The 21,188-nt window shown below is 66.5% G+C and carries 28 protein-coding genes; 14 read left to right on the plus strand and 14 right to left on the minus strand.

The features are described from left to right. Positions 1-66: 66 nt before the first annotated feature. The 7 genes from lepA (at position 67) to pdxJ (ending at position 6,213) form a co-directional block, all read left to right on the plus strand. Positions 67-1,866 (plus strand): translation elongation factor 4, encoded by a 1,800-nt coding sequence (lepA, locus tag AAG092_RS18160; RefSeq protein WP_373387767.1) that lies wholly within the window; start codon positions 67-69, stop codon positions 1,864-1,866. A gap of 5 nt (positions 1,867-1,871) precedes the next feature. Next, complete coding sequence (gene lepB, locus AAG092_RS18165) at positions 1,872-2,723, plus strand: signal peptidase I (protein ID WP_110682267.1); 852 nt, start codon at positions 1,872-1,874, stop codon at positions 2,721-2,723. Between the two features lie 89 nt (positions 2,724-2,812). Next, the gene (locus AAG092_RS18170) at positions 2,813-3,190 is read left to right on the plus strand and encodes a DUF4845 domain-containing protein (protein ID WP_373387768.1); all 378 of its coding nucleotides are present in this window, start codon (positions 2,813-2,815) and stop codon (positions 3,188-3,190) included. Next, positions 3,187-3,876, plus strand: coding sequence for a ribonuclease III (rnc, locus tag AAG092_RS18175; RefSeq protein WP_110682265.1), 690 nt, complete (start codon positions 3,187-3,189; stop codon positions 3,874-3,876). The genes AAG092_RS18170 and rnc overlap by 4 nt, the downstream gene beginning before the upstream one ends. Beyond that, positions 3,869-4,771, plus strand: coding sequence for a GTPase Era (era, locus tag AAG092_RS18180; RefSeq protein WP_373387769.1), 903 nt, complete (start codon positions 3,869-3,871; stop codon positions 4,769-4,771). The genes rnc and era overlap by 8 nt, the downstream gene beginning before the upstream one ends. Positions 4,772-4,775: 4 nt before the next feature. Next, a complete protein-coding gene (gene recO, locus AAG092_RS18185) occupies positions 4,776-5,474 on the plus strand; it encodes a DNA repair protein RecO (protein ID WP_373387770.1) in 699 nt (232 codons plus the stop codon). Next, a complete protein-coding gene (gene pdxJ / locus AAG092_RS18190; protein ID WP_373387771.1) occupies positions 5,467-6,213 on the plus strand; it encodes a pyridoxine 5'-phosphate synthase in 747 nt (248 codons plus the stop codon). The genes recO and pdxJ overlap by 8 nt, the downstream gene beginning before the upstream one ends. Positions 6,214-6,216: 3 nt before the next feature. Here the strand turns inward: pdxJ and AAG092_RS18195 are convergent, their stop codons facing one another. The 6 genes from AAG092_RS18195 to AAG092_RS18220 all read right to left on the minus strand — a co-directional run bounded on the left by AAG092_RS18195 (position 6,217) and on the right by AAG092_RS18220 (position 10,118). Beyond that, on the minus strand, positions 6,217-6,891 hold the full coding sequence (locus AAG092_RS18195; protein WP_373387773.1) for a substrate-binding periplasmic protein: 675 nt from the start codon (positions 6,889-6,891) through the stop codon (positions 6,217-6,219). Positions 6,892-7,030: 139 nt separating this feature from the next. Next, positions 7,031-7,585 carry a magnesium transporter gene (locus AAG092_RS18200; protein WP_373387774.1) on the minus strand — a complete coding sequence of 185 codons (555 nt, stop codon included), beginning with the start codon at positions 7,583-7,585 and terminating at the stop codon, positions 7,031-7,033. Between the two features lie 53 nt (positions 7,586-7,638). After that, positions 7,639-8,667: a diguanylate cyclase domain-containing protein gene (locus tag AAG092_RS18205; RefSeq protein ID WP_373387775.1), complete on the minus strand. Its 1,029-nt coding sequence runs from the start codon at positions 8,665-8,667 to the stop codon at positions 7,639-7,641. A gap of 99 nt (positions 8,668-8,766) precedes the next feature. After that, positions 8,767-8,949 (minus strand): hypothetical protein, encoded by a 183-nt coding sequence (locus AAG092_RS18210; RefSeq protein WP_110682258.1) that lies wholly within the window; start codon positions 8,947-8,949, stop codon positions 8,767-8,769. A 90-nt stretch (positions 8,950-9,039) separates the two neighbouring features. Next, positions 9,040-9,249, minus strand: a complete 210-nt coding sequence (locus tag AAG092_RS18215) for a cold-shock protein (RefSeq protein ID WP_110682257.1) — start codon at positions 9,247-9,249, stop codon at positions 9,040-9,042. A 179-nt stretch (positions 9,250-9,428) separates the two neighbouring features. Further along, on the minus strand, positions 9,429-10,118 hold the full coding sequence (locus tag AAG092_RS18220; protein WP_110682256.1) for an endonuclease: 690 nt from the start codon (positions 10,116-10,118) through the stop codon (positions 9,429-9,431). 168 nt (positions 10,119-10,286) lie between these two features. On the opposite strand from AAG092_RS18220, the gene AAG092_RS18225 reads away from it, so the two are divergent. The 4 genes from AAG092_RS18225 to AAG092_RS18240 all read left to right on the plus strand — a co-directional run bounded on the left by AAG092_RS18225 (position 10,287) and on the right by AAG092_RS18240 (position 15,061). Continuing rightward, a complete protein-coding gene (locus AAG092_RS18225; RefSeq protein WP_258371510.1) occupies positions 10,287-11,069 on the plus strand; it encodes a PP2C family serine/threonine-protein phosphatase in 783 nt (260 codons plus the stop codon). Between the two features lie 17 nt (positions 11,070-11,086). Next, positions 11,087-12,781, plus strand: coding sequence for a protein kinase (locus AAG092_RS18230; protein WP_373387776.1), 1,695 nt, complete (start codon positions 11,087-11,089; stop codon positions 12,779-12,781). 16 nt (positions 12,782-12,797) lie between these two features. Then, positions 12,798-13,649 carry an FHA domain-containing protein gene (locus AAG092_RS18235; RefSeq protein WP_110682254.1) on the plus strand — a complete coding sequence of 284 codons (852 nt, stop codon included), beginning with the start codon at positions 12,798-12,800 and terminating at the stop codon, positions 13,647-13,649. 101 nt (positions 13,650-13,750) lie between these two features. Continuing rightward, complete coding sequence (locus AAG092_RS18240; protein WP_373389617.1) at positions 13,751-15,061, plus strand: phospholipase; 1,311 nt, start codon at positions 13,751-13,753, stop codon at positions 15,059-15,061. Here AAG092_RS18240 and AAG092_RS18245 read toward each other — a convergent pair. From AAG092_RS18245 to AAG092_RS18275, 7 genes are all read right to left on the minus strand, one after another. Further along, a complete protein-coding gene (locus AAG092_RS18245) occupies positions 15,052-15,903 on the minus strand; it encodes a substrate-binding periplasmic protein (protein ID WP_373387777.1) in 852 nt (283 codons plus the stop codon). The two genes, AAG092_RS18240 and AAG092_RS18245, sit on opposite strands and share 10 nt — an antisense overlap. A 57-nt stretch (positions 15,904-15,960) precedes the next feature. Next, complete coding sequence (locus tag AAG092_RS18250) at positions 15,961-16,281, minus strand: DUF2025 family protein (protein WP_373387778.1); 321 nt, start codon at positions 16,279-16,281, stop codon at positions 15,961-15,963. Between the two features lie 151 nt (positions 16,282-16,432). Next, positions 16,433-16,564 carry a hypothetical protein gene (locus AAG092_RS18255; protein WP_258371509.1) on the minus strand — a complete coding sequence of 44 codons (132 nt, stop codon included), beginning with the start codon at positions 16,562-16,564 and terminating at the stop codon, positions 16,433-16,435. Between the two features lie 120 nt (positions 16,565-16,684). Next, positions 16,685-17,089, minus strand: a complete 405-nt coding sequence (locus AAG092_RS18260; protein ID WP_373387779.1) for an NUDIX domain-containing protein — start codon at positions 17,087-17,089, stop codon at positions 16,685-16,687. Beyond that, positions 17,086-17,274, minus strand: coding sequence for a hypothetical protein (locus AAG092_RS18265; RefSeq protein ID WP_110682250.1), 189 nt, complete (start codon positions 17,272-17,274; stop codon positions 17,086-17,088). Before AAG092_RS18265 ends, AAG092_RS18260 begins: the two co-directional genes overlap by 4 nt. Continuing rightward, positions 17,274-17,975: a YebC/PmpR family DNA-binding transcriptional regulator gene (locus AAG092_RS18270; RefSeq protein WP_110682249.1), complete on the minus strand. Its 702-nt coding sequence runs from the start codon at positions 17,973-17,975 to the stop codon at positions 17,274-17,276. Before AAG092_RS18270 ends, AAG092_RS18265 begins: the two co-directional genes overlap by 1 nt. Positions 17,976-18,156: 181 nt before the next feature. Beyond that, the gene (locus AAG092_RS18275; protein WP_373387780.1) at positions 18,157-18,528 is read right to left on the minus strand and encodes a DUF3597 domain-containing protein; all 372 of its coding nucleotides are present in this window, start codon (positions 18,526-18,528) and stop codon (positions 18,157-18,159) included. A gap of 199 nt (positions 18,529-18,727) precedes the next feature. Between AAG092_RS18275 and AAG092_RS18280 the strand changes: the two genes are divergently transcribed. Further along, positions 18,728-19,144 carry an HPF/RaiA family ribosome-associated protein gene (locus AAG092_RS18280; protein WP_373387781.1) on the plus strand — a complete coding sequence of 139 codons (417 nt, stop codon included), beginning with the start codon at positions 18,728-18,730 and terminating at the stop codon, positions 19,142-19,144. Between the two features lie 60 nt (positions 19,145-19,204). Here AAG092_RS18280 and AAG092_RS18285 read toward each other — a convergent pair whose 3' ends face one another. Next, a complete protein-coding gene (locus AAG092_RS18285) occupies positions 19,205-19,486 on the minus strand; it encodes a peptidylprolyl isomerase (protein WP_110682246.1) in 282 nt (93 codons plus the stop codon). Positions 19,487-19,727: 241 nt separating this feature from the next. Between AAG092_RS18285 and AAG092_RS18290 the strand changes: the two genes are divergently transcribed. Both AAG092_RS18290 and AAG092_RS18295 read left to right on the plus strand, forming a co-directional pair. Continuing rightward, positions 19,728-19,985 (plus strand): transmembrane sensor/regulator PpyR, encoded by a 258-nt coding sequence (locus AAG092_RS18290; protein WP_110682245.1) that lies wholly within the window; start codon positions 19,728-19,730, stop codon positions 19,983-19,985. Beyond that, the gene (locus AAG092_RS18295) at positions 19,972-21,156 is read left to right on the plus strand and encodes an NnrS family protein (protein WP_373387782.1); all 1,185 of its coding nucleotides are present in this window, start codon (positions 19,972-19,974) and stop codon (positions 21,154-21,156) included. The genes AAG092_RS18290 and AAG092_RS18295 overlap by 14 nt, the downstream gene beginning before the upstream one ends. Positions 21,157-21,188 lie beyond the last annotated feature (32 nt).

Raw genomic sequence — 21,188 nt, forward strand, 5'->3', positions numbered from 1 at the left:
ATCGGGTAGAATTCCCGGCTATTTTTCGGCGGGCAGCCTGCCCGCGGCCTTTTCGAGTGTTGATCCGTGAGTGACCTGAGTCATATCCGCAATTTCTCCATCATCGCCCACATCGATCATGGCAAGTCGACCCTGGCCGACCGCTTCATCCAGATCTGTGGCGGTCTCTCCGACCGCGAGATGGAAGCCCAGGTCCTCGACTCCATGGACCTGGAGCGCGAGCGCGGCATCACCATCAAGGCGCACAGCGTGACCCTGCATTATCCGGCGCAGGATGGCAGGACCTACCAGCTGAACTTCATCGATACCCCCGGCCACGTCGACTTCACCTACGAGGTGAGCCGTTCCCTGGCCGCCTGCGAGGGCGCGATCCTGGTGGTGGACGCCGGCCAGGGCGTCGAGGCGCAGTCCGTTGCCAACTGCTACACCGCCATCGAGCAGGGCCTGGAGGTCATGCCGGTGCTGAACAAGATGGACCTGCCCCAGGCTGAGCCGGAGCGGGTCAAGGACGAGATCGAGCACATCATCGGCATCGACGCCACCGACGCCGTGCCCTGCAGCGCCAAGAGTGGCATGGGTGTGATCGACGTGCTGGAGCACCTGGTCAAGGTGATCCCGCCGCCGGAGGGCGATATCGGGGCGCCGCTGCAGGCGCTGATCATCGACTCCTGGTTCGACAACTACCTGGGGGTCGTCTCCCTGGTGCGGGTCAAGCACGGCCGGGTGAAGAAGGGTGACAAGATCCTGGTCAAGTCGACCGGCAAGATGCACCAGGTCGACAGCGTCGGCGTCTTCACGCCGAAACACACCGAGACCGCCGATCTCAAGGCCGGCGAGGTGGGCTTCATCATCGCCGGTATCAAGGACATTCACGGCGCCCCCGTGGGCGACACCCTGACCCTGTCCACCACCCCGGACGTCGATGTGCTGCCGGGCTTCAAGCGGGTCAAGCCGCAGGTCTATGCCGGCCTTTTCCCGGTCAGTTCCGACGACTTCGAGGACTTCCGCGAAGCTCTGCAGAAGCTGACCCTGAACGACGCCGCCCTGCAGTACGAGCCGGAAAGCTCCGACGCCCTGGGCTTCGGCTTCCGCATCGGCTTCCTCGGCATGCTGCACATGGAAATCATCCAGGAGCGCCTGGAGCGCGAGTATGACCTGGACCTGATCACCACCGCGCCGACCGTGATCTTCGAAGTGGAGATGAAGAACGGCGAAACGATCTACGTCGACAACCCGTCCAAGCTGCCCGACCCGGCCGGTATCCTCGACATGCGCGAGCCGATCGTGCGCGCCAATATCCTGGTACCGCAGGAGCACCTGGGCAACGTCATCACCCTGTGCATAGAGAAGCGTGGCGTGCAGCGCGACCTGCAGTTCCTCAGCAGCCAGGTGCAGGTGTCCTACGACCTGCCGATGAACGAGGTAGTACTGGACTTCTTCGATCGCCTGAAGTCGGTGAGCCGCGGCTACGCCTCGCTGGACTACAGCTTCGATCGCTTCCAGTCGGCCAACCTGGTACGCCTGGACGTGATGATCAACGGCGAGAAGGTCGACGCCCTGGCGCTGATCGTGCATCGTGACCGTGCCCATCAGAAGGGTCGGGTGCTGACCGAGAAGATGAAGGAGCTGATCCCGCGGCAGATGTTCGACGTGGCGATCCAGGCGGCCATCGGCGGCCAGATCATCGCCCGCACCACGGTCAAGGCGCTGCGCAAGAATGTATTGGCCAAGTGCTACGGCGGCGACGTCAGCCGTAAGAAAAAGCTGTTGGAGAAGCAGAAGGCCGGTAAGAAAAGGATGAAGCAGGTCGGCAGCGTGGAAATCCCGCAGGAAGCCTTCCTGGCCGTACTCAAGGTGGATAGCTAATCCCTATGTCGTTCAACTTCCCGCTGATTCTGGTCATCGCCGTTGCGGTTTGCGGTGCGTTAGCCCTGCTTGATCTGCTGTTGCTGGCGCCGCGGCGACGGGCCGCCATCGCCACCTACGAAGGCCAGGTCGGTGAGCCGGACGAGCAGGTTCTGCAACGCCTGAACAAGGAGCCCTTGCTGGTCGAGTACGGCAAGTCCTTCTTCCCGGTGCTGGCCATCGTCCTGGTGCTGCGCTCCTTCCTGCTTGAGCCGTTCCAGATTCCCTCGGGCTCGATGAAGCCGACCCTGGAGGTGGGCGACTTCATCCTGGTCAACAAGTTCGCCTATGGCATCCGTCTGCCTGTGGTGGATACCAAGATCGTCGAGGTCGGCGATCCGCAGCGTGGCGACGTGATGGTGTTCCGCTACCCGAGCAATCCGAGCATCAACTACATCAAGCGCGTGGTGGGCCTGCCGGGCGACCGTATCAGCTACACCCAGGGCAAGCGCTTGCTGGTCAACGGCACTCCGGTGGCGGAAAGCCTGATCGGCGAAGAACCGGGTTCCCTGGGGCGGGCGCTGCTGTTCAGGGAGAAGCTGGGCGAGGTGGAGCACATGATTCGCAAGCAGCTGCACCGCAATATCCAGCCCGGCGACGAGTGGGTGGTGCCCCAGGGGCACTACTTCATGATGGGCGACAACCGCGACGATTCCAACGACAGCCGCTACTGGAACGATGCTCATATCCCGAAGGAGGAGTGGGGCATGGTTCCGGACCGCAACATCGTCGGCAAGGCCTTTGCCGTGTGGATGAGCTGGCCCGATCCCAAGCTGCGCAGCCTGCCGCACTTTTCCCGGGTCGGCCTGATCCGCTGACGAGTCGAATCTGTGCGGCGCTGTTCAATCGAGCGGCGCCTGCCTATATATAGTCACGACAGCACAATAACTCTGAAAATTGGGGTCGCATGATGGTTACGCATTCGCAGAAAGGTATGTCCCTGCTCGGCTGGCTCATGGTGCTGGCGCTGGTAGCATTCTTTGCCAGTACGGCATTCAAGATGCTTCCGCACTACATGGACTATATGGCCATGGAGAAGATGATTACCGAGGTGGAGAAAGATCCCTCGCTGGAGATATCCACCGTCAATGCCTTCTATGAACATATGCAGAAAGGCATGCAGGTTAACAACATCCGAGATATCAACTTGAAAGAAGCAGTGACGATCAAGCTGGAAGACAGGGACTTTCAGGTTCATCTCAGTTATGAGAAGCGCGAGTCGCTGATCCAGAATCTCGACCTGGTAGCCAGGTTCGATAAAGAATTTCGTGTCCGCGCCCAGTGAGCCAGTCCCTCTCCCGCCTCGAGCGCCAGCTCGGCCATAGTTTCCAGAACCAGGAGCTGATGCTCCTGGCCCTGACCCATCGCAGCTTTGCCGGGCGCAACAACGAGCGTCTGGAGTTCCTCGGCGACGCCATTCTCAATTTCGTGGCCGGCGAGGCGCTGTTCGAGCGTTTCCCGCAGGCGCGCGAGGGCCAGCTATCGCGTCTGCGTGCGCGGCTGGTCAAGGGCGAGACCCTGGCCGTGCTGGCTCGCGGTTTCGAGTTGGGCGAATACCTGCGCCTGGGCTCGGGTGAGCTGAAAAGTGGCGGTTTCCGCCGCGAGTCGATCCTCGCCGACGCCCTCGAGGCGCTGATCGGCGCCATCTACCTGGATGCCGGCATGGATGTGGCGCGCGAGCGGGTGCTGGCCTGGCTGGCCAACGAACTGGACAGCCTGACCCTGGTCGATACCAACAAGGATCCCAAGACCCGCCTGCAGGAGTTCCTCCAGTCGCGCGCCGTCGAGCTGCCGCGCTACGAGGTGGTGGATATCCAGGGCGAACCGCATTGCCGTACCTTCTTCGTCCAGTGCGAAGTGGCCCTATTGAACGACAAGACCCAGGGGCAGGGCGCCAGCCGGCGCATCGCCGAGCAGGTCGCCGCCGCCGCCGCGCTGGTGGCGCTGGGTGTGGAGAACAGTCATGACTGATGCACCCGTGAGCCGTTGTGGCTATGTCGCCATCGTCGGTCGCCCCAATGTGGGCAAGTCGACCCTGCTCAACCATATCCTCGGGCAGAAGCTGGCGATCACCTCGCGCAAGCCGCAGACCACCCGCCACAACATGCTCGGCATCAAGACCGAGGGCGAGGTGCAGGCCGTCTATGTCGACACGCCCGGTTTGCACAAGCACAACGACAAGGCGCTCAATCGCTACATGAACCGCAGCGCCTCGACCGCCCTCAAGGACGTCGACGTGGTGGTGTTCGTGGTCGACCGTACCCGCTGGACCGACGAGGATCAGCTGGTGCTGGAGAAGGTCCAGCACGTGAAGTGCCCGATCCTGCTGGCGGTGAACAAGGCCGACCGCCTGGAAGACAAGAGCGAGTTGCTGCCGCATCTGGAGTGGCTGGCCACGCAGCTGCCGCAGGCCGAGGTGGTGCCCATCTCCGCCCTGCATGGGCAGAACCTGGATACCCTGGAGCGCCTGGTTGCCGAGAACCTGCCGGAATCCGAGCACTTCTACCCGGAAGACCAGATTACCGATCGCTCCAGCCGTTTTCTCGCTGCCGAGTTGATCCGCGAGAAGATCATGCGCCAGCTCGGCGCCGAGTTGCCCTACCAGATCACCGTGGAGATCGAGGAGTTCAAGCAGGAGGGCCGCATCCTGCACATCCACGGCCTGATCCTGGTAGAGCGTGACGGGCAGAAGAAGATCATCATCGGTGACAAGGGTGAGCGCATCAAACGCATCGGTCAGGAGGCGCGCAAGGACATGGAAACCATGTTCGACTCCAAGGTGATGCTCAACCTCTGGGTCAAGGTGAAGGGCGGCTGGTCCGATGACGAGCGCGCGCTGCGGTCGCTGGGCTACACCGACTTCTGACCCCATGCTCTCCGGCGCGTTTCCGGCCTTCGTCCTGCACAGCCGGCCCTATAAGGAAACCAGCGCGCTGGTCGACTTCCTCACGCCCGAGGGACGCCTGCGCGCCGTGCTGCGCGCTGCGCGGGGCAGGGCAGGCAGCCTGGCGCGACCTTTCGCTCCGCTGGAGTTGGAGCTGCGCGGGCGTGGCGAGCTGAAGAACGTCGCCCGCCTGGAGTCTTCCGGCATCGCGCACTGGCTGCAGGGGCAGACCCTGTATAGCGGCATGTACCTGAACGAGCTGCTGCTGCGCCTGTTGCCGGCCGAGGATGCTCATCCCGCCCTGTTCGATCACTATGCCCTGACCCTCCAGGCGCTGGCCGCCGACCCGCCGCTGGAGCCGCTGCTGCGCGCCTTCGAATGGCGCCTGCTGGACGAGCTGGGCTATGGTTTCGCTCTGGATGTCGATATCGCCGGCCAGCCGATCGCCCCTGATGGCCTCTATCGCCTGCTGCCGGACGCTGGCCTGGAACCGGTGGGCCAGCTGCAGCCTGGCCTGTTCCAGGGTGCCGATCTGCTGGCCATGGCCGAGGCGGACTGGAGCTCCGCCGGCGCCCTGGCCGCGGCCAAGCGCCTGATGCGCCAGGCCCTGGCCCCCCATTTGGGCGGTCGACCCCTGGTCAGCCGCGAACTCTTCATGACTCTCAAGGAACCTGCCCGTGACTGAAGCCAACCGTATCTTCCTCGGCGTCAACATCGACCACGTCGCCACCCTGCGCCAGGCCCGCGGCACCCGCTACCCGGACCCGGTCAAGGCCGCGCTGGATGCCGAGGAGGCCGGCGCCGACGGCATCACCGTGCACCTGCGCGAAGATCGCCGGCACATCCAGGAGCGCGACGTGCTGCTGCTCAAGGAAGTGCTGCAGACGCGCATGAACTTCGAGATGGGGGTCACCGACTTCATGCTCGACTTTGCCGAGCGCATCCGTCCCGAACACGTCTGCCTGGTGCCCGAGACCCGCCAGGAGCTGACCACCGAGGGCGGCCTGGATGTGGCCGGCCAGGAGGCGCGCATCCTGGCGGCGGTGCAGCGCCTGGCCAGGCTCGGCTGCGAGGTGTCGCTGTTCATCGATGCCGAGGAGCGGCAGATCGAGGCGGCCCGGCGCATCGGTGCGCCGGCCATCGAACTGCACACTGGTCGCTATGCCGATGCGCACACGCCCGAGGAGGCTGCTCGTGAGCTGGCACGCATCCGCGATGGCGTGGCCTGTGGCCTGGCCCATGGCCTGATCGTCAATGCCGGCCACGGCCTGCACTACCACAACGTCGAGCCGGTGGCGGCGATTGCCGGGGTGCACGAGCTGAACATCGGTCATGCCATCGTCGCTCATGCCCTGTTCGTCGGTTTCAAGGGGGCGGTGGCCGAGATGAAGCAACTGATCGTCGCGGCTGCCGCGCGTGGTTGAGGTCTAGTGCGCGTTGAGCGCGTGTTCGCGGTGGCTGCGCAGGATGCGCGCATAGGTGCCGTTGTCGCGCAGCCGGCGTAGCGAAGCGTCGAACTGCGCGATCAGCTCCCTGGCCCCCGGGCGATTGCGCGGCACGATCAGGTGCAGGCTGTTGCGCGCCAGGGTCGCCCGGGATTCGCGCAGTGCATCGACGCCCAGGCCGGCCTGGCGGATGGCGCGCTGGCCGAGCAGGTCGTCGGCCACGAAGAAGTCGTCGCGGCCCAGGGCGATCAGCCTGGCGCAGGTGCTGAGGTCCTGAGGCTCATGGCGCTGCAGGCGACCTGACTGCAGCAGTGGCAGCAGAGGCTTTGGCGGTTGCCAGCCGAGCGGCAGGCACAGGCGCTTGTCACTCAGCTGGTCAGGCTCCAGGGGCTGGTCGCTGCGGCTGAAGACTTTCTGGGTGGTTTCGTAGAGCGCTGCGGAGTAGAGGAATTCGGCCTCGCGCTCCGCCGAGGGCAGATAGGGGAAGGTGGCATCGAACTGGCCCTTGAGCGTGGCCTGGTAGCCGCGTTTCCAGGGCAGCCAGGCCAGTTGGGGCTGGTGGTTCGCCTCGTGCAACGCCAGCAGGACCAGCTCGGTGAGCATGCCGCCATTGGGCAGTGCCTGCCCGGTGAAGGGTGGGTACTGATCACCGGTCACCAGTTTCAGCGGTGCGGCGCTTGAAGTTCCGGCGCATAGCAGCAGAAGTGCCGCCAGCGCTTGCGGGCAAATTCTCATGAGCTCTGACGGGCCTTGGGTCTGTACGGCCCAGGGCCGCCAGAGTCAGTCTAGCCTTGGTTCACATCATTTTGCGCAGCTGGTGCAGGCGATGCTGCAGGCTGACGGCCCAGCCGGGACTGGCCTGGCCGGTACCGGCCAGCTCCAGGCGCGGGTGCCGGGCGATCGTCTGGTTGAGGATGGGCTCCTGGGCCGCGCTGACATCCACGAAGAACAGATGCTTGCCTTCGTGCAGCCTGTCGGCGAAGCGGCGGAAGACTTCGTTGGGGCGTTGCAGGCCGAACAGGCTGCCTTCCCAGAGGCTGAAGCCGAACAGGGCGGCGGCGAGGAAGAGGAAGGGAATCCAGCCTGCCGGGCTGCTGGTCCAGTCGTTCAGCCAGGCCAGCAACAGCACCAGTGCGGCCAGTGCCAGCCCGACCAGGCTGCCGATGCGCCCGGAGTGGACGATGTCCTGCTTGAGTATCGAGGGCACGTCGTGCAGATGGTGCTGCTCCACTTCCGCGTCCCGCTCGCTCAGCACATGAATCTGCTCGGTGGCGATGCCGCCGGCTTCGAGCTCGCTTTCCAGCTTCTCCAGGTCGTCCAGGTTGTCGCTGATGTAGTAATGCCGGTTCATCGCACACCTCCCATCGTTGCGGACCGGTTCCCCCGAGCGGTCGTGGTTGACCTCTACAGTGTAGTCAGGTCCAGGCCGGCCGGGCTGGTCCGGCCGTCGTCGATGATGATGCGGTCGCGCCCCTCGCTCTTGGCCCGGTACAGGCACTGGTCGGCGCGCTGCAGCCACAGGCTCCAGGGCTCGTCCTGGCGCAGCAGGGCGCCGCCGATGGATACCGTCACCGCCCCGCCGGGGCCGCGCAGGTTGTCGCGCACGCTCTGCAGCAGGTGCCGCGCCGCGGCTTCCAGGCCCTTGGCATCGCTGTCCGGCAGGAGCAGTAGGAACTCCTCGCCGCCAAAGCGGAACAGCCGGTCTTCCTGGCGCGAGCCGGCCTTGATCAGCTGGACGAAGTCCACCAGTACCTGGTCGCCGGCGTGGTGGCCGTAGAGGTCGTTGATCTGCTTGAAGTGGTCCAGGTCCATTGCCAGTACGCCATAGGGGCGGCCGTGACGGCGCTTGCTGGCGACGGCGATCTTCAGTTCCTCGTTCATCGCCCGGCGGTTGCGCGCCCCGGTAAGCGGGTCCTGGATGGCCAGCAGTTGCAGCTGGTCGCGCTGGGTGCGGGTGCGGTAGGCGAAGATGAAGGTCAGCACGCCGGCCATGGCGTTGGTCACCAGGAAAGAGACCATCTGGTAGTGGCTGTCGAACACGCTGCCGGGCACCCAGAGGGCGTGGCCGACCAGGCCGGCCAGTACCAGCAGGGTGGCGACTATCGCCTTGCCCGGCGAGACCATGAAGAAGTTGAAGAGGATCAGCGGGTAGATCCAGAACAGGCCGTTGACCCCCAGGTTGATGGCGATCAGCGTGGCGCCCACGGAGAAGACTCCGGCCAGGTACAGGCCGGGTTTTTCCGTGTCGCCGGTGCGCCAGGCGTAGACCACGGCGGCCAGGGTCGACAGCACTATGATGGTATCGGCGATGCCTACCAGGTAATTGCCCTGCAGCAGGCGATAGATGGCATAGGGCGTGATGCCGAGCACGCCGATGATGCCCATCAGGGTGATGATGGATAGCTGGAAGTTGTTGCGCAGTCGCTTGAACATCAGCGCTTTCTCGGGCCTTGGGCTCCGCTTGTTGTTATGCGGTCAAGGATGCAGCGCTTTGAATCAATCGGCAAGGAACTGCTAGGCAAAGTGCCAGTATTATTTCTTGCCCAGGGTGATCTGGCGGCTGGGGGTGCCCCAAGTCTGGCCGCTGACGCCCTTGGCGATCTGCTGGATCTCGCCACCGGAGTTGAGGAAGGCGGCGACTTGCGCTTCGAGGGATTCGCGGGTTTCCACGGCCGGTTGTGGCTTGGGCTGCTGGGTGGACTTCTTGACGCGCATGGTTCCCCCTGAGGAATCGTTGGATGACTGAGCGAAATGGCGGGGATAAAAAAACCGGCCCGTAGGCCGGTTCCTTTACGGGCGAGAAGATCAGATGACCTGAACTTCGTCAGCCTGCATGCCTTTCTGGCCTTGAACGGCGATGAAGGAAACCTGCTGGCCTTCCTTCAGGCTCTTGAAGCCGCTGCTCTGGATGGAGCGGTAGTGCACGAACAGGTCGGCGCCGCTTTCCGGAGTGATGAAGCCGAAGCCTTTCTCATCGTTGAACCACTTGACGGTGCCGGTTTGACGTACGGACATGGGATGTCTCCTTGAACAAAGTGAACATGGCGCTGGAACTGCCCAGACCATGACTGAGTGCAAAGAGCGAAGAAACCGAGGGTCGGAGCCATGACACATGCAGCACAGTCCGATCACACTACAGGGAAAGGGCCCAATCGCCTAATGATTTCTGCTTTTTTCCGGTAAACGGCGGGCTTTCAGGGGCAGCGGCGCAGGTCGACGGCGCCGACGAAAGGGTTGCCCCAGCCCATGATGCAGGCAATGCGCTGGTTGCGTTGGCGCTCCCAGGGCTGCACCGGGTAGTGCCGGCTCCAAGCCGTGAACAGCTGGCGTTCCTGCCTCGACAGGCGCAGGCCATAACGCTGACTCATGTAGAAGTAGGTGCGCGCGATCATGCCGCGTACCCGCGGGCGCGGCATCGCCTTGCCGGCCTCGAAGTCTACCACCATCGGGCAGGCGCCATACTGGCTCGGCTGCTGTGGCAGCCAGGCGAAGGGCAGGTTGCTGCGGTCGCCGTTGATCTCGCCGATGCTCGGCACCAGGTTGAACAGGTCCGCCTCGGCCTGGCGGAAGGTCGCGTCGTGGCGGGCACAGTGCGCGCGCCCGCCCTGCTGCCAGCAGCGGCGCTGGTGGCCGATGACCCAGGCCGGTACCAGGTGTTCCCATTCGATGCGGGCGGCGCGCTGCGGGTTCTTGCGCGGCCGGTAGCCGCAGCTGTGCAGGTCGACCCGCTTGCCGCTATAGCGGCAGCCGCAATAGAACTCCAGCGACTGCGGGGCATAGAGCCGCCAGGCGATCTTCTTGGCTTCGCTGAAGGTGCGCGGTGGGGCGGCGAGGGCGGACAGGGCGAAACAGCAGAACAACAGCAGGGCACAGCGCATGGGCATGGATACGGCATCCCGAAAAGCGCCGCATCATACCGATCGCTACGTGCCTGCCAATCGTGGCACGGCGCTGGCCAGGCTCGACTGCTTAACAGTTCCACCGCCTCGGGCTGACAGGCGGGGCGCGGCGCAGCATCATGCACGCCAGTGCAACAAGCGAGGTAATCAGCAGTGCTCACCGAGCAGTTCCTGGTGTATGCGGCGCAGAGCGTCGCGGGGCGGGTGCGTGCGCACAACGAGGACGCCGTGCTGTGCCAGCCGCGACTCGGCCTGTGGGCGGTGGCCGATGGCATGGGCGGACACCAGTGCGGCGAAGTCGCCAGCGCCCTGGCCCTGGAACAATTGCAGCAGGCGATCGAGACCGGCAGTGACCTGGAACAGGCCATCCACGCCGCCAACCGGGCCATTCTCGCTGCGGTGCAGGAGGAGGGCGGGCGGCGCATGGGCAGCACCCTGGTGGCCGTGCGCATCGCCGAGGCGGACTTCGAGGTGGCCTGGGTCGGCGACAGCCGCGCCTACCGCATCAGCCTGGACGGCATCGAGCGCCTGACCCGTGACCACAGCTGGGTGCAGGCGATGATCGACGCCGGCGAGATGAGCGCCGAGCAGGCCCGCCAGCATCCGCGGCGCAACATCGTCACCCAGTGCCTGGGGCAGGACGTGCAGGCCCTGGAGGTCGGCCGCGTACAGGGCAGCCTGGCGCCCGGCGAGTTGCTGCTGCTGTGCAGCGACGGCCTCAGTGGCGAGCTGGAGGATGAGCAGATCCTGGCGCTCTGCGCCGCGGCCGCGACCCTCGACGAACTGGTCGAGCGGCTGGTGGGGCTGGCCAACCAGCAGGGCGGCAGAGACAATATCTCCTGCATCGTGCTGGGCCGCAGCCTGGCCGACACGGCGGCAACCGACGCCCGGCCGCGCAACTTCATCAGCCGCTGGCTGCAATCGCGCAAGCACTAACCATCGACGCAGATCCCATGAGCGACACTTTGCTTGAAATTCCCGGTTATCGCGTGCACGGCCAGCTGGGCAAGGGCGGCATGGCCGAAGTCTTCCTCGCCACCCAGGAGTCGCTGCATCGAAAGGTGGCGATCAAGGTGCTGCGCAGTGCCGAGGACCAGACCTTCAGCCAGCGCTTCGTCAAGGAAGCGCACATAGTCGCCTCGCTCAATCATCCGTCGATCATCACCATCCACGATATCGACCAGCTGGCCGATGGCCGCCACTACCTGGCCATGGAGTTCCTCCCCGGCGGCGACCTGGCCCGGCACAAGGGCGAGCTGTTCGCTCCCGAGCGTGCCCTGCAGATCGTCCGCCAGGTCGCCAGCGGCCTGGCCGTGGTCCATGACAAGGGCCTGGTGCACCGCGATGTGAAGCCGGCCAACATCCTCTTCCGCGGCGACGGTACCGCCGTGCTCACCGACTTCGGCGTGGCCAAGGATGTGGACATCGACAGCGAGCTGACCCAGTTCGGCGTGGCCGTCGGCAGCCCGGCCTACAGCAGCCCGGAGCAGGCCCAATGCCAGCCCCTGGACGCGCGCAGCGACATCTACAGCCTGGGTGTGATCCTTCTGGAGATGCTCACCGGCAACAACCCCTATCGCGGCGGCAACTACACCCAGACCGTGGTCAACCACGTGCAGATGGAGCCGCCACCTCTGCCCGATAGCCTGGGTGCCTTCCGTGGCGTGCTCGCACGCATGCTGGCGAAGCAGCCCGAGGAGCGCTTCGCCGACTGCCGCGCGCTGCTCGCCGCACTGGACGAGGTGGAGCTGAGCGACCTGGAGCAGACCCAGCTGCGCCCGGCGCTGCCGCTGCCCGAGGCGGCAGCCGTGGCGCAGAAGCCGCGCAAGCGCCGTTCGGCCATGCCGCTGCTGGTGGTGCTGAGCGTGCTGGTGCTGCTCGGTACCCTGGCTTCGGCCGGCCTGTATATCCAGCAGCAGCGGCAGATCGCCGTGCTGCTCGAGCAGGCCGAGCAGCGCTTCGCCGCCGGCCAGCTGAGCGAGCCGGCGCAGGACAGTGCCGAGCACTACTTCAACCAGGTGCTGGCCATCGACGCTGGCAGCGACGAGGCCCTGGCCGGTCTGCAGCGCATCCGCGAGGTGCGCATCGGCGCGCTGCTGCAGCAGGCCGAGCAGCGCCTGGCTGACGGCCTGCTGACCGAGCCGGCCGGGGACAACGCCGACCACTATTTCCGCCAGGCCCTGCTGATCGACCCGCAGCACGCGGCCGCCCTCGATGGCCTGCAACGCGTGCTGGCCGCGCGCATCGCCCGCTATCTGCAGCTGGCCGAACGCAGCATCGCCGACAAGCGCTTGCTGCTGCCTGCCGAAGACAGCGCCGTGCACTATTACCGGCAGATTCTCGGTTGGGCGCCGGACAATGCCGATGCCCTGGCCGGCCTCAATCGCGTGGCCCTGCTGTACCGCGACCTGGCCAAGGGCGCCTACCGGCGTGGCGACTTCCCCGGTGCCCTGGCCATGATCGAGCGCGGCCTCGAGGCCGAGCCGCAGAATGCCGAGCTGCTGAGGATGCACGGCGAGCACCAGCAACTGCTCGCCGAGGCCCGTGCCGCCAGTGCGCGTGCGGCCGCCGAGCGGGCCGCGCGCGAGGAACAGGAGCGCCAGAGCAACCCGCTCAAGCGCGCCTGGAACAATATCTTCGGCCAGTGACCGACAGGACCCACCCATGCTCAAGCTGCACTTCAAGGACAGCCGTCAGGCGCCCATCTGGCTGGTCGAGGAACGCTTCACCCTCGGGCGCGACAAGCGCAATACCCTGGCCCTGGATGATGCCGGGATCAGCGCCTTCCATGCCGAGATCCGCCAGGAAAATGGCCTCTACTACGTCAGTGACTGCGACAGCGAGCTGGGCACCTTCGTCAACGACGAGCGTATCGCCAGCCGCTACCAGTTGCGCTCCGGCGACAGCCTGCGCCTTGGCGAAGTGGAGCTGCAGCTGAGCGATCCGGCCAAGGCCAAGCCGCGCAACGAGGCCAGCCAGCGCTGGTTCCTGCAGGTGATCCAGGGTGAGCACGAGGGCAAGAAGTTCCACGTCAGCGGCTCCATGACCTTCGGCCGCTCGGTGAAGTGCGAGCTGTGCTTCAGCGATGCCCAGCTGTCGCGCCGGCACTGCGAGTTCTTCCTCAAGGACGATGTGCTGGAGGTCAAGGACCTGGCCTCGGCCAATGGCCTGCTGGTCAATGGCGAGAAGACCGGCGCCGCCGTGCTCAAGCCCGGTGACCAGGTGCGCATGGGCTCGGTGACCCTGCTGGTGATCGGTCCGCGGGTCGAGGTGCAGGCGGTGGAGGAGGAGAACGAGGACGCCACCCTGTTCGTGCGTGCCGTCGACCTGCCCAAGCCGGCGGCCGGCAAAGCGTCCAGGCCCGGTGCCGCGCCCACCATCAATCCGCTGCGCGCGGCCGCCCAGGCTCAGGCCGCGCCGGCGCCGGCCGGCAAGCGCGGAGCGGCGCTGCTGCCGCTCGGCCTCGGCCTGGTGCTGTTGGCGGCGGCCCTGGGCGGGGCGCTGCTGCTGTTGTGATGCCCGATTGGTGAGTGTGCCTGGCGCAGCCTGACAGTGTTCCCTGGCCCCTGGCTGGGTAGGCTAGGCCGCTGACCCTGGAGATCGGAGTGCCCGTGAAGCTGCTACCCCTGCTGGCCTGTGCCGGATTGCTGAGTTGCCTGTCGTCCCCGGTCCTGGCCTGGTCCAACCACAGCCTGGGCAGCCTGCTGGCCCTGCGTGACCGGCCCGAGCTGCACCAGGACGTGCGCGTTGAGCCGCTGGAGGCCTTCCTGGCCGACCAGGCTATCGCCCTCGAGCGCCTGCTGGACGAGCAGGAAGCCTTCGCCCGCGAGCATTTCGCCTACTACCCGGCGCGCCCGGATGCGCTGCGCTGGAGCGCCACCGGCACGGGCGACCGCCGCGCCGCTTTCCTCCGGGCCCTGCGCATCAATCCCGAAGTCCGGCTGGCCAGCTTCATCCAGCAGCTGCCGGGGCAGGATGCCGGCGGCCGGCCGCTGCTCGGCAGCGACCAGGTGCTGGTGTTCCACAAGGTCGGCCCCTGGACCCACTGGCGCTACCTGGGCCTGCGCGCCGGCGAGTCGGTTCCGGCGCTGCAGGTGCTGGCCAGCGCGGCGGACGAGCCGGACTACGGCCACGACATCAACCTGTTCAGCGACAACCCCGGCGAGGCGGGGCAGCACTACAACTTCGGCCCGCAGCCGTTCGGCGACGCGCGCTTCGAATACTCCTCGCAGGCGCCGTTCCATATCGGCTACTACCACGAGGCGGCGCTGATCTTCGCCGCTGCGCCCTACCTGGGGCAGACCCTGCCGCACTGGCGCATCTACCAGTACAGCGGCCTGGCCCGTCTGGCCTTCGCCAGCGGCCACCCCTACTGGGGCTACCGTTTCCTCGGCTGGGCCATGCACTACCTGCAGGACCTCACCCAGCCCTACCACGCCAGGGTGCTGCCGGGGGTGAGCAGCGCCGGCATGGTGCTGATCGCGGCCAAGGCCGAGGCCGGCTACCCGCAGGCGCGCGAGGCGGCGATCCAGCGCGTGGCCGACCGTCACACCGCCATCGAGCAGTATCAGTTCGATCGTATGCAGGCGCTGCTCCGGGACGGCCAGGAGCAACATCCGCTGCTGAGCGCCTATGCCCGGGTCGAGGCCGATGCCGGCTACCCGGCCTTCGGCGTGGACTACGCGGCCCAGGTGGTGGCGGCCGAGTCCCATGCCCGCGCCGACGAGTTCGATGCCCTGATCGGTGAATGGATGGCACGCGGCAGTGCGGCCCGTGGCTTCAGCGAAGGCAACCGGCTGCAGTCGGTGCAGCCCGATCCGGCTCTGGAGCTTCTGCTGGTCGAGCTGTTCCGCCACTTCGGTGCCCACAGCCGCAACGCCCTGGCGGCGGTGCAGGCCGATGCGACCGAGGTCGCCGCTCAGCGCTGATACCACAGTTCCCGGCGCTGCAGCGGGGTCTGCGGCGGCAGCAGTGGGTTGTCCAGCTCGATGACCCGGCGCTGTTGCAGATTCGCCTGGCGCAGGTCGTCGCCGTGGTGCTGCAGGAACAGGTGCTCGAAGGAGCCGTCGGCCAGGGCCTTTTCCAGGCCCAGTTCCACGGTTTCGGCCAGCTCCGGGCGCTGCCTGGAGAAGAAGAAATACAGCGCAGTGGGGTAGTGCAGGACCAGGTGGCGGTCCAGCACCAGATCCGCAGAGTTCTGGTGGCGCAGCTCGGCGCGGGCCTCCAGCACCGAGCGCGGGAAGTAGTCGAAGCGCCCGGCCTGCAGCATGAGGAACAGGCTGTCGTAGCTGGAACTGGTCTCCACGCGCAGCTCATGACCGCGCAGAATCAGGGTGTCCGGCCAGTCGTGCCCCTGTCCTGCGCTGAGCTTGCGCAGGTCCTCCAGGCTGCGCACTTCGCGCAGCAACTGCGCCCGGTCGGCGCGCAAGAGAGCGATGCGCCAGCCGTACAGCCCCCGGTCCAGCGGGATGCGCACCGGCAGCAGGCGTCGCTCGCGCTCGACGCTGGTCATGGTCCAGACCACGTCCACCGCTTCGTTCTGCTCCAGGCCGAGCAGGGCGCGGCCCTGTTCCATATGGTGCTGCGAGGGTTCGATGCGCAGCGGGCTGCCCGCCCGGTCCAGGGCCAGCTGCAGCAGCGCCAGCGGGTAGGCCGGGCGGAACTCGTCGCCGGCCGGCGCCCGCGGATAGCGCAAGACCCCCTCCGCGGACAGGCAGGGCAGGGCGATCAGCAGCAGGGTCAGGAGCCAGGGCAGGCGCCGCAGGGGCATCGATTGCAGTCCTTCGCACAGCATCGTGGTGCGCGCATTATGCCAGCCCCCGAGGCTTCAGGCCCTGCGCCGTTCGGCGATGATTTCCGGCAGGTCGCTGCGGCGCAGGTAGACGCGCAGCGGCTCGGAAATGTTCAGACGCTCATCGATCCGCTGCTCCAGCAGCAGGCCCAGGCGTGCCCGGCTGAGGGTCATCAGCGTGCCCTCGAGCGGCTGCCAGACGAACTCGGCACAGGGCTGGATGCTGTCCTCGGCCACATCCAGGCCGAAGGAATCCTCGCTGAAACGCACGATGTGCTGTTGATTCCTGGTGTTGTAGCCGACCAGGCCCTGCAGGGCGTCGGCGGCGGCGCAGATGCTGGACGATGTGATACTCATGCAAACCTCCTGTTGGTGGTGGGTCTGCACGCAAGGGGTGTGGTTTTTTGCCGGCCATCCTAGGCCATGGTGGCGCCGGCGCCTTGCTCTGGGTCAAGCGAGAGCGGCGGCCGCAAAGAACACACCCGGCGGCTGCCGGGTGTGCGAGGGGTCAGGGGTTGGGGGCATGGCTGCCCAGCAGGGTGGTGCCGGACTTCTTGTTGCGCTTGGCCATGCGTTTTTCCTGGGCACTCTTCAGAGGCTTCTTCTTCGCCTCCTTGTGCCTGTCCATACCTTTGCTCATGGCGTTACCTCCGAAATGGGCCGGGTCGAGTGTCAAGCTCCAGTGCCACTACCACCTCCCAGGCTGTGCCAGCCTGCTGCATGCCTTGCCTTGAGCATAGCTCCACTGTCGGCGGGTGGCTCAGCCAGGCGTCAGATGGCGCAAGCTTGGCAGGACGTGCAGGCGCAGCAGTGGGGCCAGGTCGGCGGTGTCCGGGCCCTGCGGGTCGTGCCAGCGCAGCTCCGCCAGCTCGGCGCCGGCCTGCACCGGGTGCGCCAGGCGGGCGAGAAAAACCTGGCTGTCGATCTCGGTGGCCGGCTCGTTGGCGGCCGGCGCGCGAAAGCGCCCCAGTGCAAGCAGTGCGGATTCGTCGAGGCTCAGTTGCAGTTCTTCCTGCAGTTCGCGGCGCAGAGCGCCCAGCGACGTTTCCCCGGGCTCGATCTTGCCGCCGGGCAGCATGAAGGCGCGGGTGTCGCGCTTGCGCACCAGCAGCAGGTGGTTGCTGGCGTCCAGCAGGCAGACGGCGGCGATGCGCAGCAGCTTCATGCGCCGCTCAGGCGCTGCAGCTCGCGGCGTACCATGGCCGCGTAGGCGGGCGGGGTGAGGCGGTACAGCTCGGCGGCCACCCAGTCCAGCCAGCGCGCGCCGAGGCTGGCGCGCTCGGCCAACAGGCGCCGGGCCTCGGCCTCGGCGCGTGCGGCGTGCTGCTGGTGGAACTCGGCCCGGCTCATCAGCCGGCGAGGCCGACGTAGACGTTCTGCACGTCGTCGTGAGCGTCGATGGCCTCGAGGAAGGCTTCGACCTCTTCCAGCTGCTCCGGCGTCAGGCTGGTCACCGGGTTCTTCGGGCGGTAGCCGAGCTTGGCCGAGTTGACGGTGAAGCCATGCTCCGGCAGGGCCTTGCACACGGCGTCGAGGTCGGTCGGGTCGGTGATGAACAGGGTCGCGCCCTCGTCGTCCGGGACGAAGTCCTGGGCACCGGCCTCGATGGCGGCCAGCTCCGGATCGGCGCCGCTGTCGCTGCTGGCCTCAATCAGACCGACATGGTCGAAGTCCCAGCTCACCGAGCCGGAGGCCCCCAGCTGGCCCTTGCGGAACAGCACGCGGATCTCGGCCACGGTACGGTTCACGTTGTCGGTCAGGCATTCGACGATCACCGGCACCTGGTGCGGGGCGAAGCCCTCGTACTGGGTGCGCTCGTAGTTGACCACCTCACCGGACAGGCCGGCGCCTTTCTTGATCGCACGCTCCAGGGTGTCCTTGGGCATGGACGCCTTCTTGGCCTGGTGCACGGCCAGGCGCAGCTTGGGGTTCATGTCCGGATCGGCGCCGTTACGCGCGGCGATCATGATTTCCTTCACCAGTTTGCCGAAGATCTTTCCTCGGGCATTTGCGGCGGCTTCTTTGGGTTTGGCTTTCCACTGGGCGCCCATGGCGGTGTTCTCGCGGGTTGCGTCTGACGGAGCCCCGGCAGGCGGGGCGGGCTGAGGGTGCAGATTCTAGCGTCTTGCCATGGCGGGTCGCCATCGCCGGGCGCATCGCGAGCCGGTCGGGTATGGGTGGGTCGCGGCGGCCCGCTGAGGCGCGCCGCGGCAGCGAGCGGTGTCGCGTGTCTCAGTCGAGCAGGTCGGCCGGCACGTTGCCGCCGTTGGCAGCGAGCTTCTGCAGCACGGTCTTGTGCAGCCAGATGTTCATCTGTGCCGAGTCACCCATCTTCTCCACCGGGCAGCCCAGTTCCCCGGCCAGTTCCTTGCGCGCCGCCAGGCTGCTGTCGAGGCCGAGCAGCTTGAGCAGGTCGACGATGGAGACCTTCCAGTTGAGCTTTTCCGGATGGCTGGCAGCCAGGGTCTCGAGCCTGGCCACCACGTCCACCAAAGGCACGGCGCCGGCGTCGATTGGTGCCGGTGCCGGCGCCTTGGGCTCGGCGGTGGCGGCCTCGGCGGCGCCGAATCCGAGCACTTGCAGGATCTTGTTGAACAGGCCCATGGGATACCCTCCGTTGTTGTCGAGGTGGAGGCGGGAGCTTAGACCATGGCTCGTGTGTCGACCGATCCGACGCCCTTGATGCAGGTCAGCAAAGAGTGTTTCGACGTGCAACAGGCTCGCCTTTTTCCGAACGGAAGGCGTAGGCTGGGGGTGTCGCGCAACAGCGACCTCTGGCTGAAAGTTGAATAAGGAAGGCTTTATGCAAATCCAGGTTCACAGCGATAACCATATCGACGGTAGCGCCCGCCTCGCCGGCTGGGTCAGCTCCACCATCACCAGCCAACTGGAACGTTTCGACGAGGAACTGACCCGCGTCGTCGTCCACTTCAACGATGAGAATGGCGGCAAGGCCGGCGCCAACGACAAGCGCTGCCAGATCGAGGCGCGGCCCAAGGGGCTGCAGCCGCTATCGGTCACGCACAAGGCCGAATCCATCGAGTTCGCCCTCGATGGCGCCGTGGAGAAACTGGGCCATGCCCTCGATCACCAGCTCGGCAAGCTGCGCAGCAAGCGCGGGCCGAGCCACCGCGATGGCGTGGCGGCTGGCGATGCCGGCGCCCAGGACCAGCTGCTGGAAGAGGACTTCCTCGCCGAGCAGCAGCTGCGCAGCGTCTGACCTTTCCTGCAACTGAAAAAACGCCGGCGATTGCCGGCGTTTTTCATGGTCTGGGAACACTCAGTCCTGGCGGCTGGTGACTTCCACCAGGTGGTAGCCGAACTGGGTCTTCACCGGGCCCTGGACCACGCCGACCGGGGCGCTGAATACCACCTGGTCGAATTCACGGACCATCTGCCCCGGGCCGAAGGAGCCGAGGTTGCCGCCGTCGCGGCTGGACGGGCAGCTGGAATTGTCCTTGGCCACCTGGGCGAAGTCGGCGCCGGCTTCGATGGCGGCTTTCAGTTCATTGCACTTGGCTTCGCTGGAAACCAGGATGTGACGGGCGGTGGCGCGGGCCATGGGAAATACCTCCAGTTGAACGAGGTGCAGAGCCTAGCGCGGTCGGCGCGAGCTTGCACCTGTTGTCGCCGTACGGTGTTGTCGATATGACTCTATGCTGTCCTGGTGACTCTTATCTGGTTGTTGTCGGTATGACTCCAGAACCCGCAAGGCCCCGATTCTGCTGGGTTGCGCGAGTGGCACGCTTCCTGAAATGGACAGGGCAGGGGATTTCCACCCGACTCTCAAGGGAGATGCCGCCATGATCGAGTACCTGAGCTGCCCCAGGAATGTCCTGCGGCTATCCACCCACCTGCTGGTCGCCGGCCTGCTGCTGTTGCTGCTCGGGGTCGTGGTCGCCTACGGCCTGGACAGCCGGCTGACCATCGGCACCCAGGTGGCGGCACACTCGGCGGTGATTCTCGGCCCCAGCCTGCTGAAGATCGGCTACGTGATGCGGCTGCTGGCCCAGCACTACCTGGGCAAGGCCGGTCGGGAGGACTGCTGTGCAGCCGCTTGATCGCAGTGCCGCCCTGGCCATCGCGCCGCTCTGGCGCCTGGGCTTTCGCCCGTTCTTTCTGTTCGGTGCGCTGTTCGCCCTGCTGGCCGTGGCGCTGTGGGGGGTGGCCCTGGCCGGTCTGGCCGTGCCGCAACCCCTGGGTGGCCTGCTGGCCTGGCACCGCCACGAGATGCTGTACGGCTTCGGCCTGGCGATCATCGCCGGTTTCCTGCTCACCGCCGTGCAGACCTGGACCGGCCTGCCCAGCCTCGCCGGGCGACCGCTGCTGGCACTGTTCGGCCTGTGGCTGGGTGGCCGCCTGGCCTGGTTCCTGCCGTTGTCGCCGGTCCTGCTGGCCTTGCTCGAACTGGCCTTCGCCGTGGCGCTGCTGCTGGTCTTCGGCCGCCTGATCCTCAGGGCGCGGCAGCGGCACAACGCGCCCATCGTCCTGGTCATCGGCCTGCTCGGTGCCTGCCAGGCCCTGACCCTGTATGGCTTGGTCGAGGGCGACGACGCCCTGCAGCGGCGCGGCATCCTGGCCGCGCTGTGGCTGGTGGCGGCCCTCATGAGCATCATCGGCGGGCGGGTGATTCCCTTCTTCACCGCGCGCGGCCTGGGTCTGGCCAATCAGGCGGCGGCGCGCCCCTGGCTGATGTGGGGCCTGCTCGGTCTTTCGCTGGCGGCCGCGCTGCTGTTCGCCGTCGGCTTCAACCAGCGGCCGACGCCGCTGCTGGCGGCGCCGTTCCTGCTGCTGGCAGTGCTGCACGGCATGCGCCTGTGGCACTGGCATGACGCCGGCATCTGGCGTGTGCCGCTGCTCTGGTCGCTGCACCTGGCCTATGCCTGGCTGGTCGTCGCCGCGCTCGGCATGGCCACCTGGCACCTGGGCTGGCTGGCGCAACCGAGCCTGGCCAGCCATGCGCTGGCCGTGGGCGCCATGGGCGGGCTGATCCTGGCCATGCTGGCGCGGGTCAGTCTCGGCCATACCGGCAGGGCACTGCTGCCGCCACGCGCCATGGCCTGGGCCTTCGCCCTGCTGCAGGGCGCGGCGCTGGTCCGCGTGCTGCTGGCCGCCTTCTCCGTCCAGGGCCTGTGGCTGGCGGCGGCGCTCTGGTGCCTGGCCTTCGCCCTGTTCCTGCGCCATTACGCGCCGATGCTCTGGGCGGCGCGGGTGGACGGGCATCCGGGCTAGGGCGGCAAGGCCTTGCCCGGGGTGGCAAGGCT

It is taken from the genome of Pseudomonas alcaligenes (genome assembly GCF_041729615.1).
In the GTDB taxonomy this organism is placed as follows: domain Bacteria; phylum Pseudomonadota; class Gammaproteobacteria; order Pseudomonadales; family Pseudomonadaceae; genus Aquipseudomonas; species Aquipseudomonas alcaligenes_B.

Excerpts from the sequence above, each read along its gene's own strand:
- lepB (WP_110682267.1), top strand. The coding sequence starts at position 1,872 with ATGTCGTTCAACTTCCCGCTGATTCTGGTCATCGCCGTTGCGGTTTGC.
- AAG092_RS18170 (WP_373387768.1), top strand. The coding sequence starts at position 2,813 with ATGATGGTTACGCATTCGCAGAAAGGTATGTCCCTGCTCGGCTGGCTC.
- era (WP_373387769.1), top strand. The coding sequence starts at position 3,869 with ATGACTGATGCACCCGTGAGCCGTTGTGGCTATGTCGCCATCGTCGGT.
- recO (WP_373387770.1), top strand. The coding sequence starts at position 4,776 with ATGCTCTCCGGCGCGTTTCCGGCCTTCGTCCTGCACAGCCGGCCCTAT.
- AAG092_RS18200 (WP_373387774.1), bottom strand. The coding sequence starts at position 7,585 with ATGAACCGGCATTACTACATCAGCGACAACCTGGACGACCTGGAGAAG.
- AAG092_RS18205 (WP_373387775.1), bottom strand. The coding sequence starts at position 8,667 with ATGTTCAAGCGACTGCGCAACAACTTCCAGCTATCCATCATCACCCTG.
- AAG092_RS18210 (WP_110682258.1), bottom strand. The coding sequence starts at position 8,949 with ATGCGCGTCAAGAAGTCCACCCAGCAGCCCAAGCCACAACCGGCCGTG.
- AAG092_RS18215 (WP_110682257.1), bottom strand. The coding sequence starts at position 9,249 with ATGTCCGTACGTCAAACCGGCACCGTCAAGTGGTTCAACGATGAGAAA.
- AAG092_RS18220 (WP_110682256.1), bottom strand. The coding sequence starts at position 10,118 with ATGCCCATGCGCTGTGCCCTGCTGTTGTTCTGCTGTTTCGCCCTGTCC.
- AAG092_RS18230 (WP_373387776.1), top strand. The coding sequence starts at position 11,087 with ATGAGCGACACTTTGCTTGAAATTCCCGGTTATCGCGTGCACGGCCAG.
- AAG092_RS18235 (WP_110682254.1), top strand. The coding sequence starts at position 12,798 with ATGCTCAAGCTGCACTTCAAGGACAGCCGTCAGGCGCCCATCTGGCTG.
- AAG092_RS18245 (WP_373387777.1), bottom strand. The coding sequence starts at position 15,903 with ATGCCCCTGCGGCGCCTGCCCTGGCTCCTGACCCTGCTGCTGATCGCC.
- AAG092_RS18250 (WP_373387778.1), bottom strand. The coding sequence starts at position 16,281 with ATGAGTATCACATCGTCCAGCATCTGCGCCGCCGCCGACGCCCTGCAG.
- AAG092_RS18255 (WP_258371509.1), bottom strand. The coding sequence starts at position 16,564 with ATGAGCAAAGGTATGGACAGGCACAAGGAGGCGAAGAAGAAGCCTCTG.
- AAG092_RS18260 (WP_373387779.1), bottom strand. The coding sequence starts at position 17,089 with ATGAAGCTGCTGCGCATCGCCGCCGTCTGCCTGCTGGACGCCAGCAAC.
- AAG092_RS18265 (WP_110682250.1), bottom strand. The coding sequence starts at position 17,274 with ATGAGCCGGGCCGAGTTCCACCAGCAGCACGCCGCACGCGCCGAGGCC.
- AAG092_RS18270 (WP_110682249.1), bottom strand. The coding sequence starts at position 17,975 with ATGGGCGCCCAGTGGAAAGCCAAACCCAAAGAAGCCGCCGCAAATGCC.
- AAG092_RS18275 (WP_373387780.1), bottom strand. The coding sequence starts at position 18,528 with ATGGGCCTGTTCAACAAGATCCTGCAAGTGCTCGGATTCGGCGCCGCC.
- AAG092_RS18280 (WP_373387781.1), top strand. The coding sequence starts at position 18,728 with ATGCAAATCCAGGTTCACAGCGATAACCATATCGACGGTAGCGCCCGC.
- AAG092_RS18285 (WP_110682246.1), bottom strand. The coding sequence starts at position 19,486 with ATGGCCCGCGCCACCGCCCGTCACATCCTGGTTTCCAGCGAAGCCAAG.
- AAG092_RS18290 (WP_110682245.1), top strand. The coding sequence starts at position 19,728 with ATGATCGAGTACCTGAGCTGCCCCAGGAATGTCCTGCGGCTATCCACC.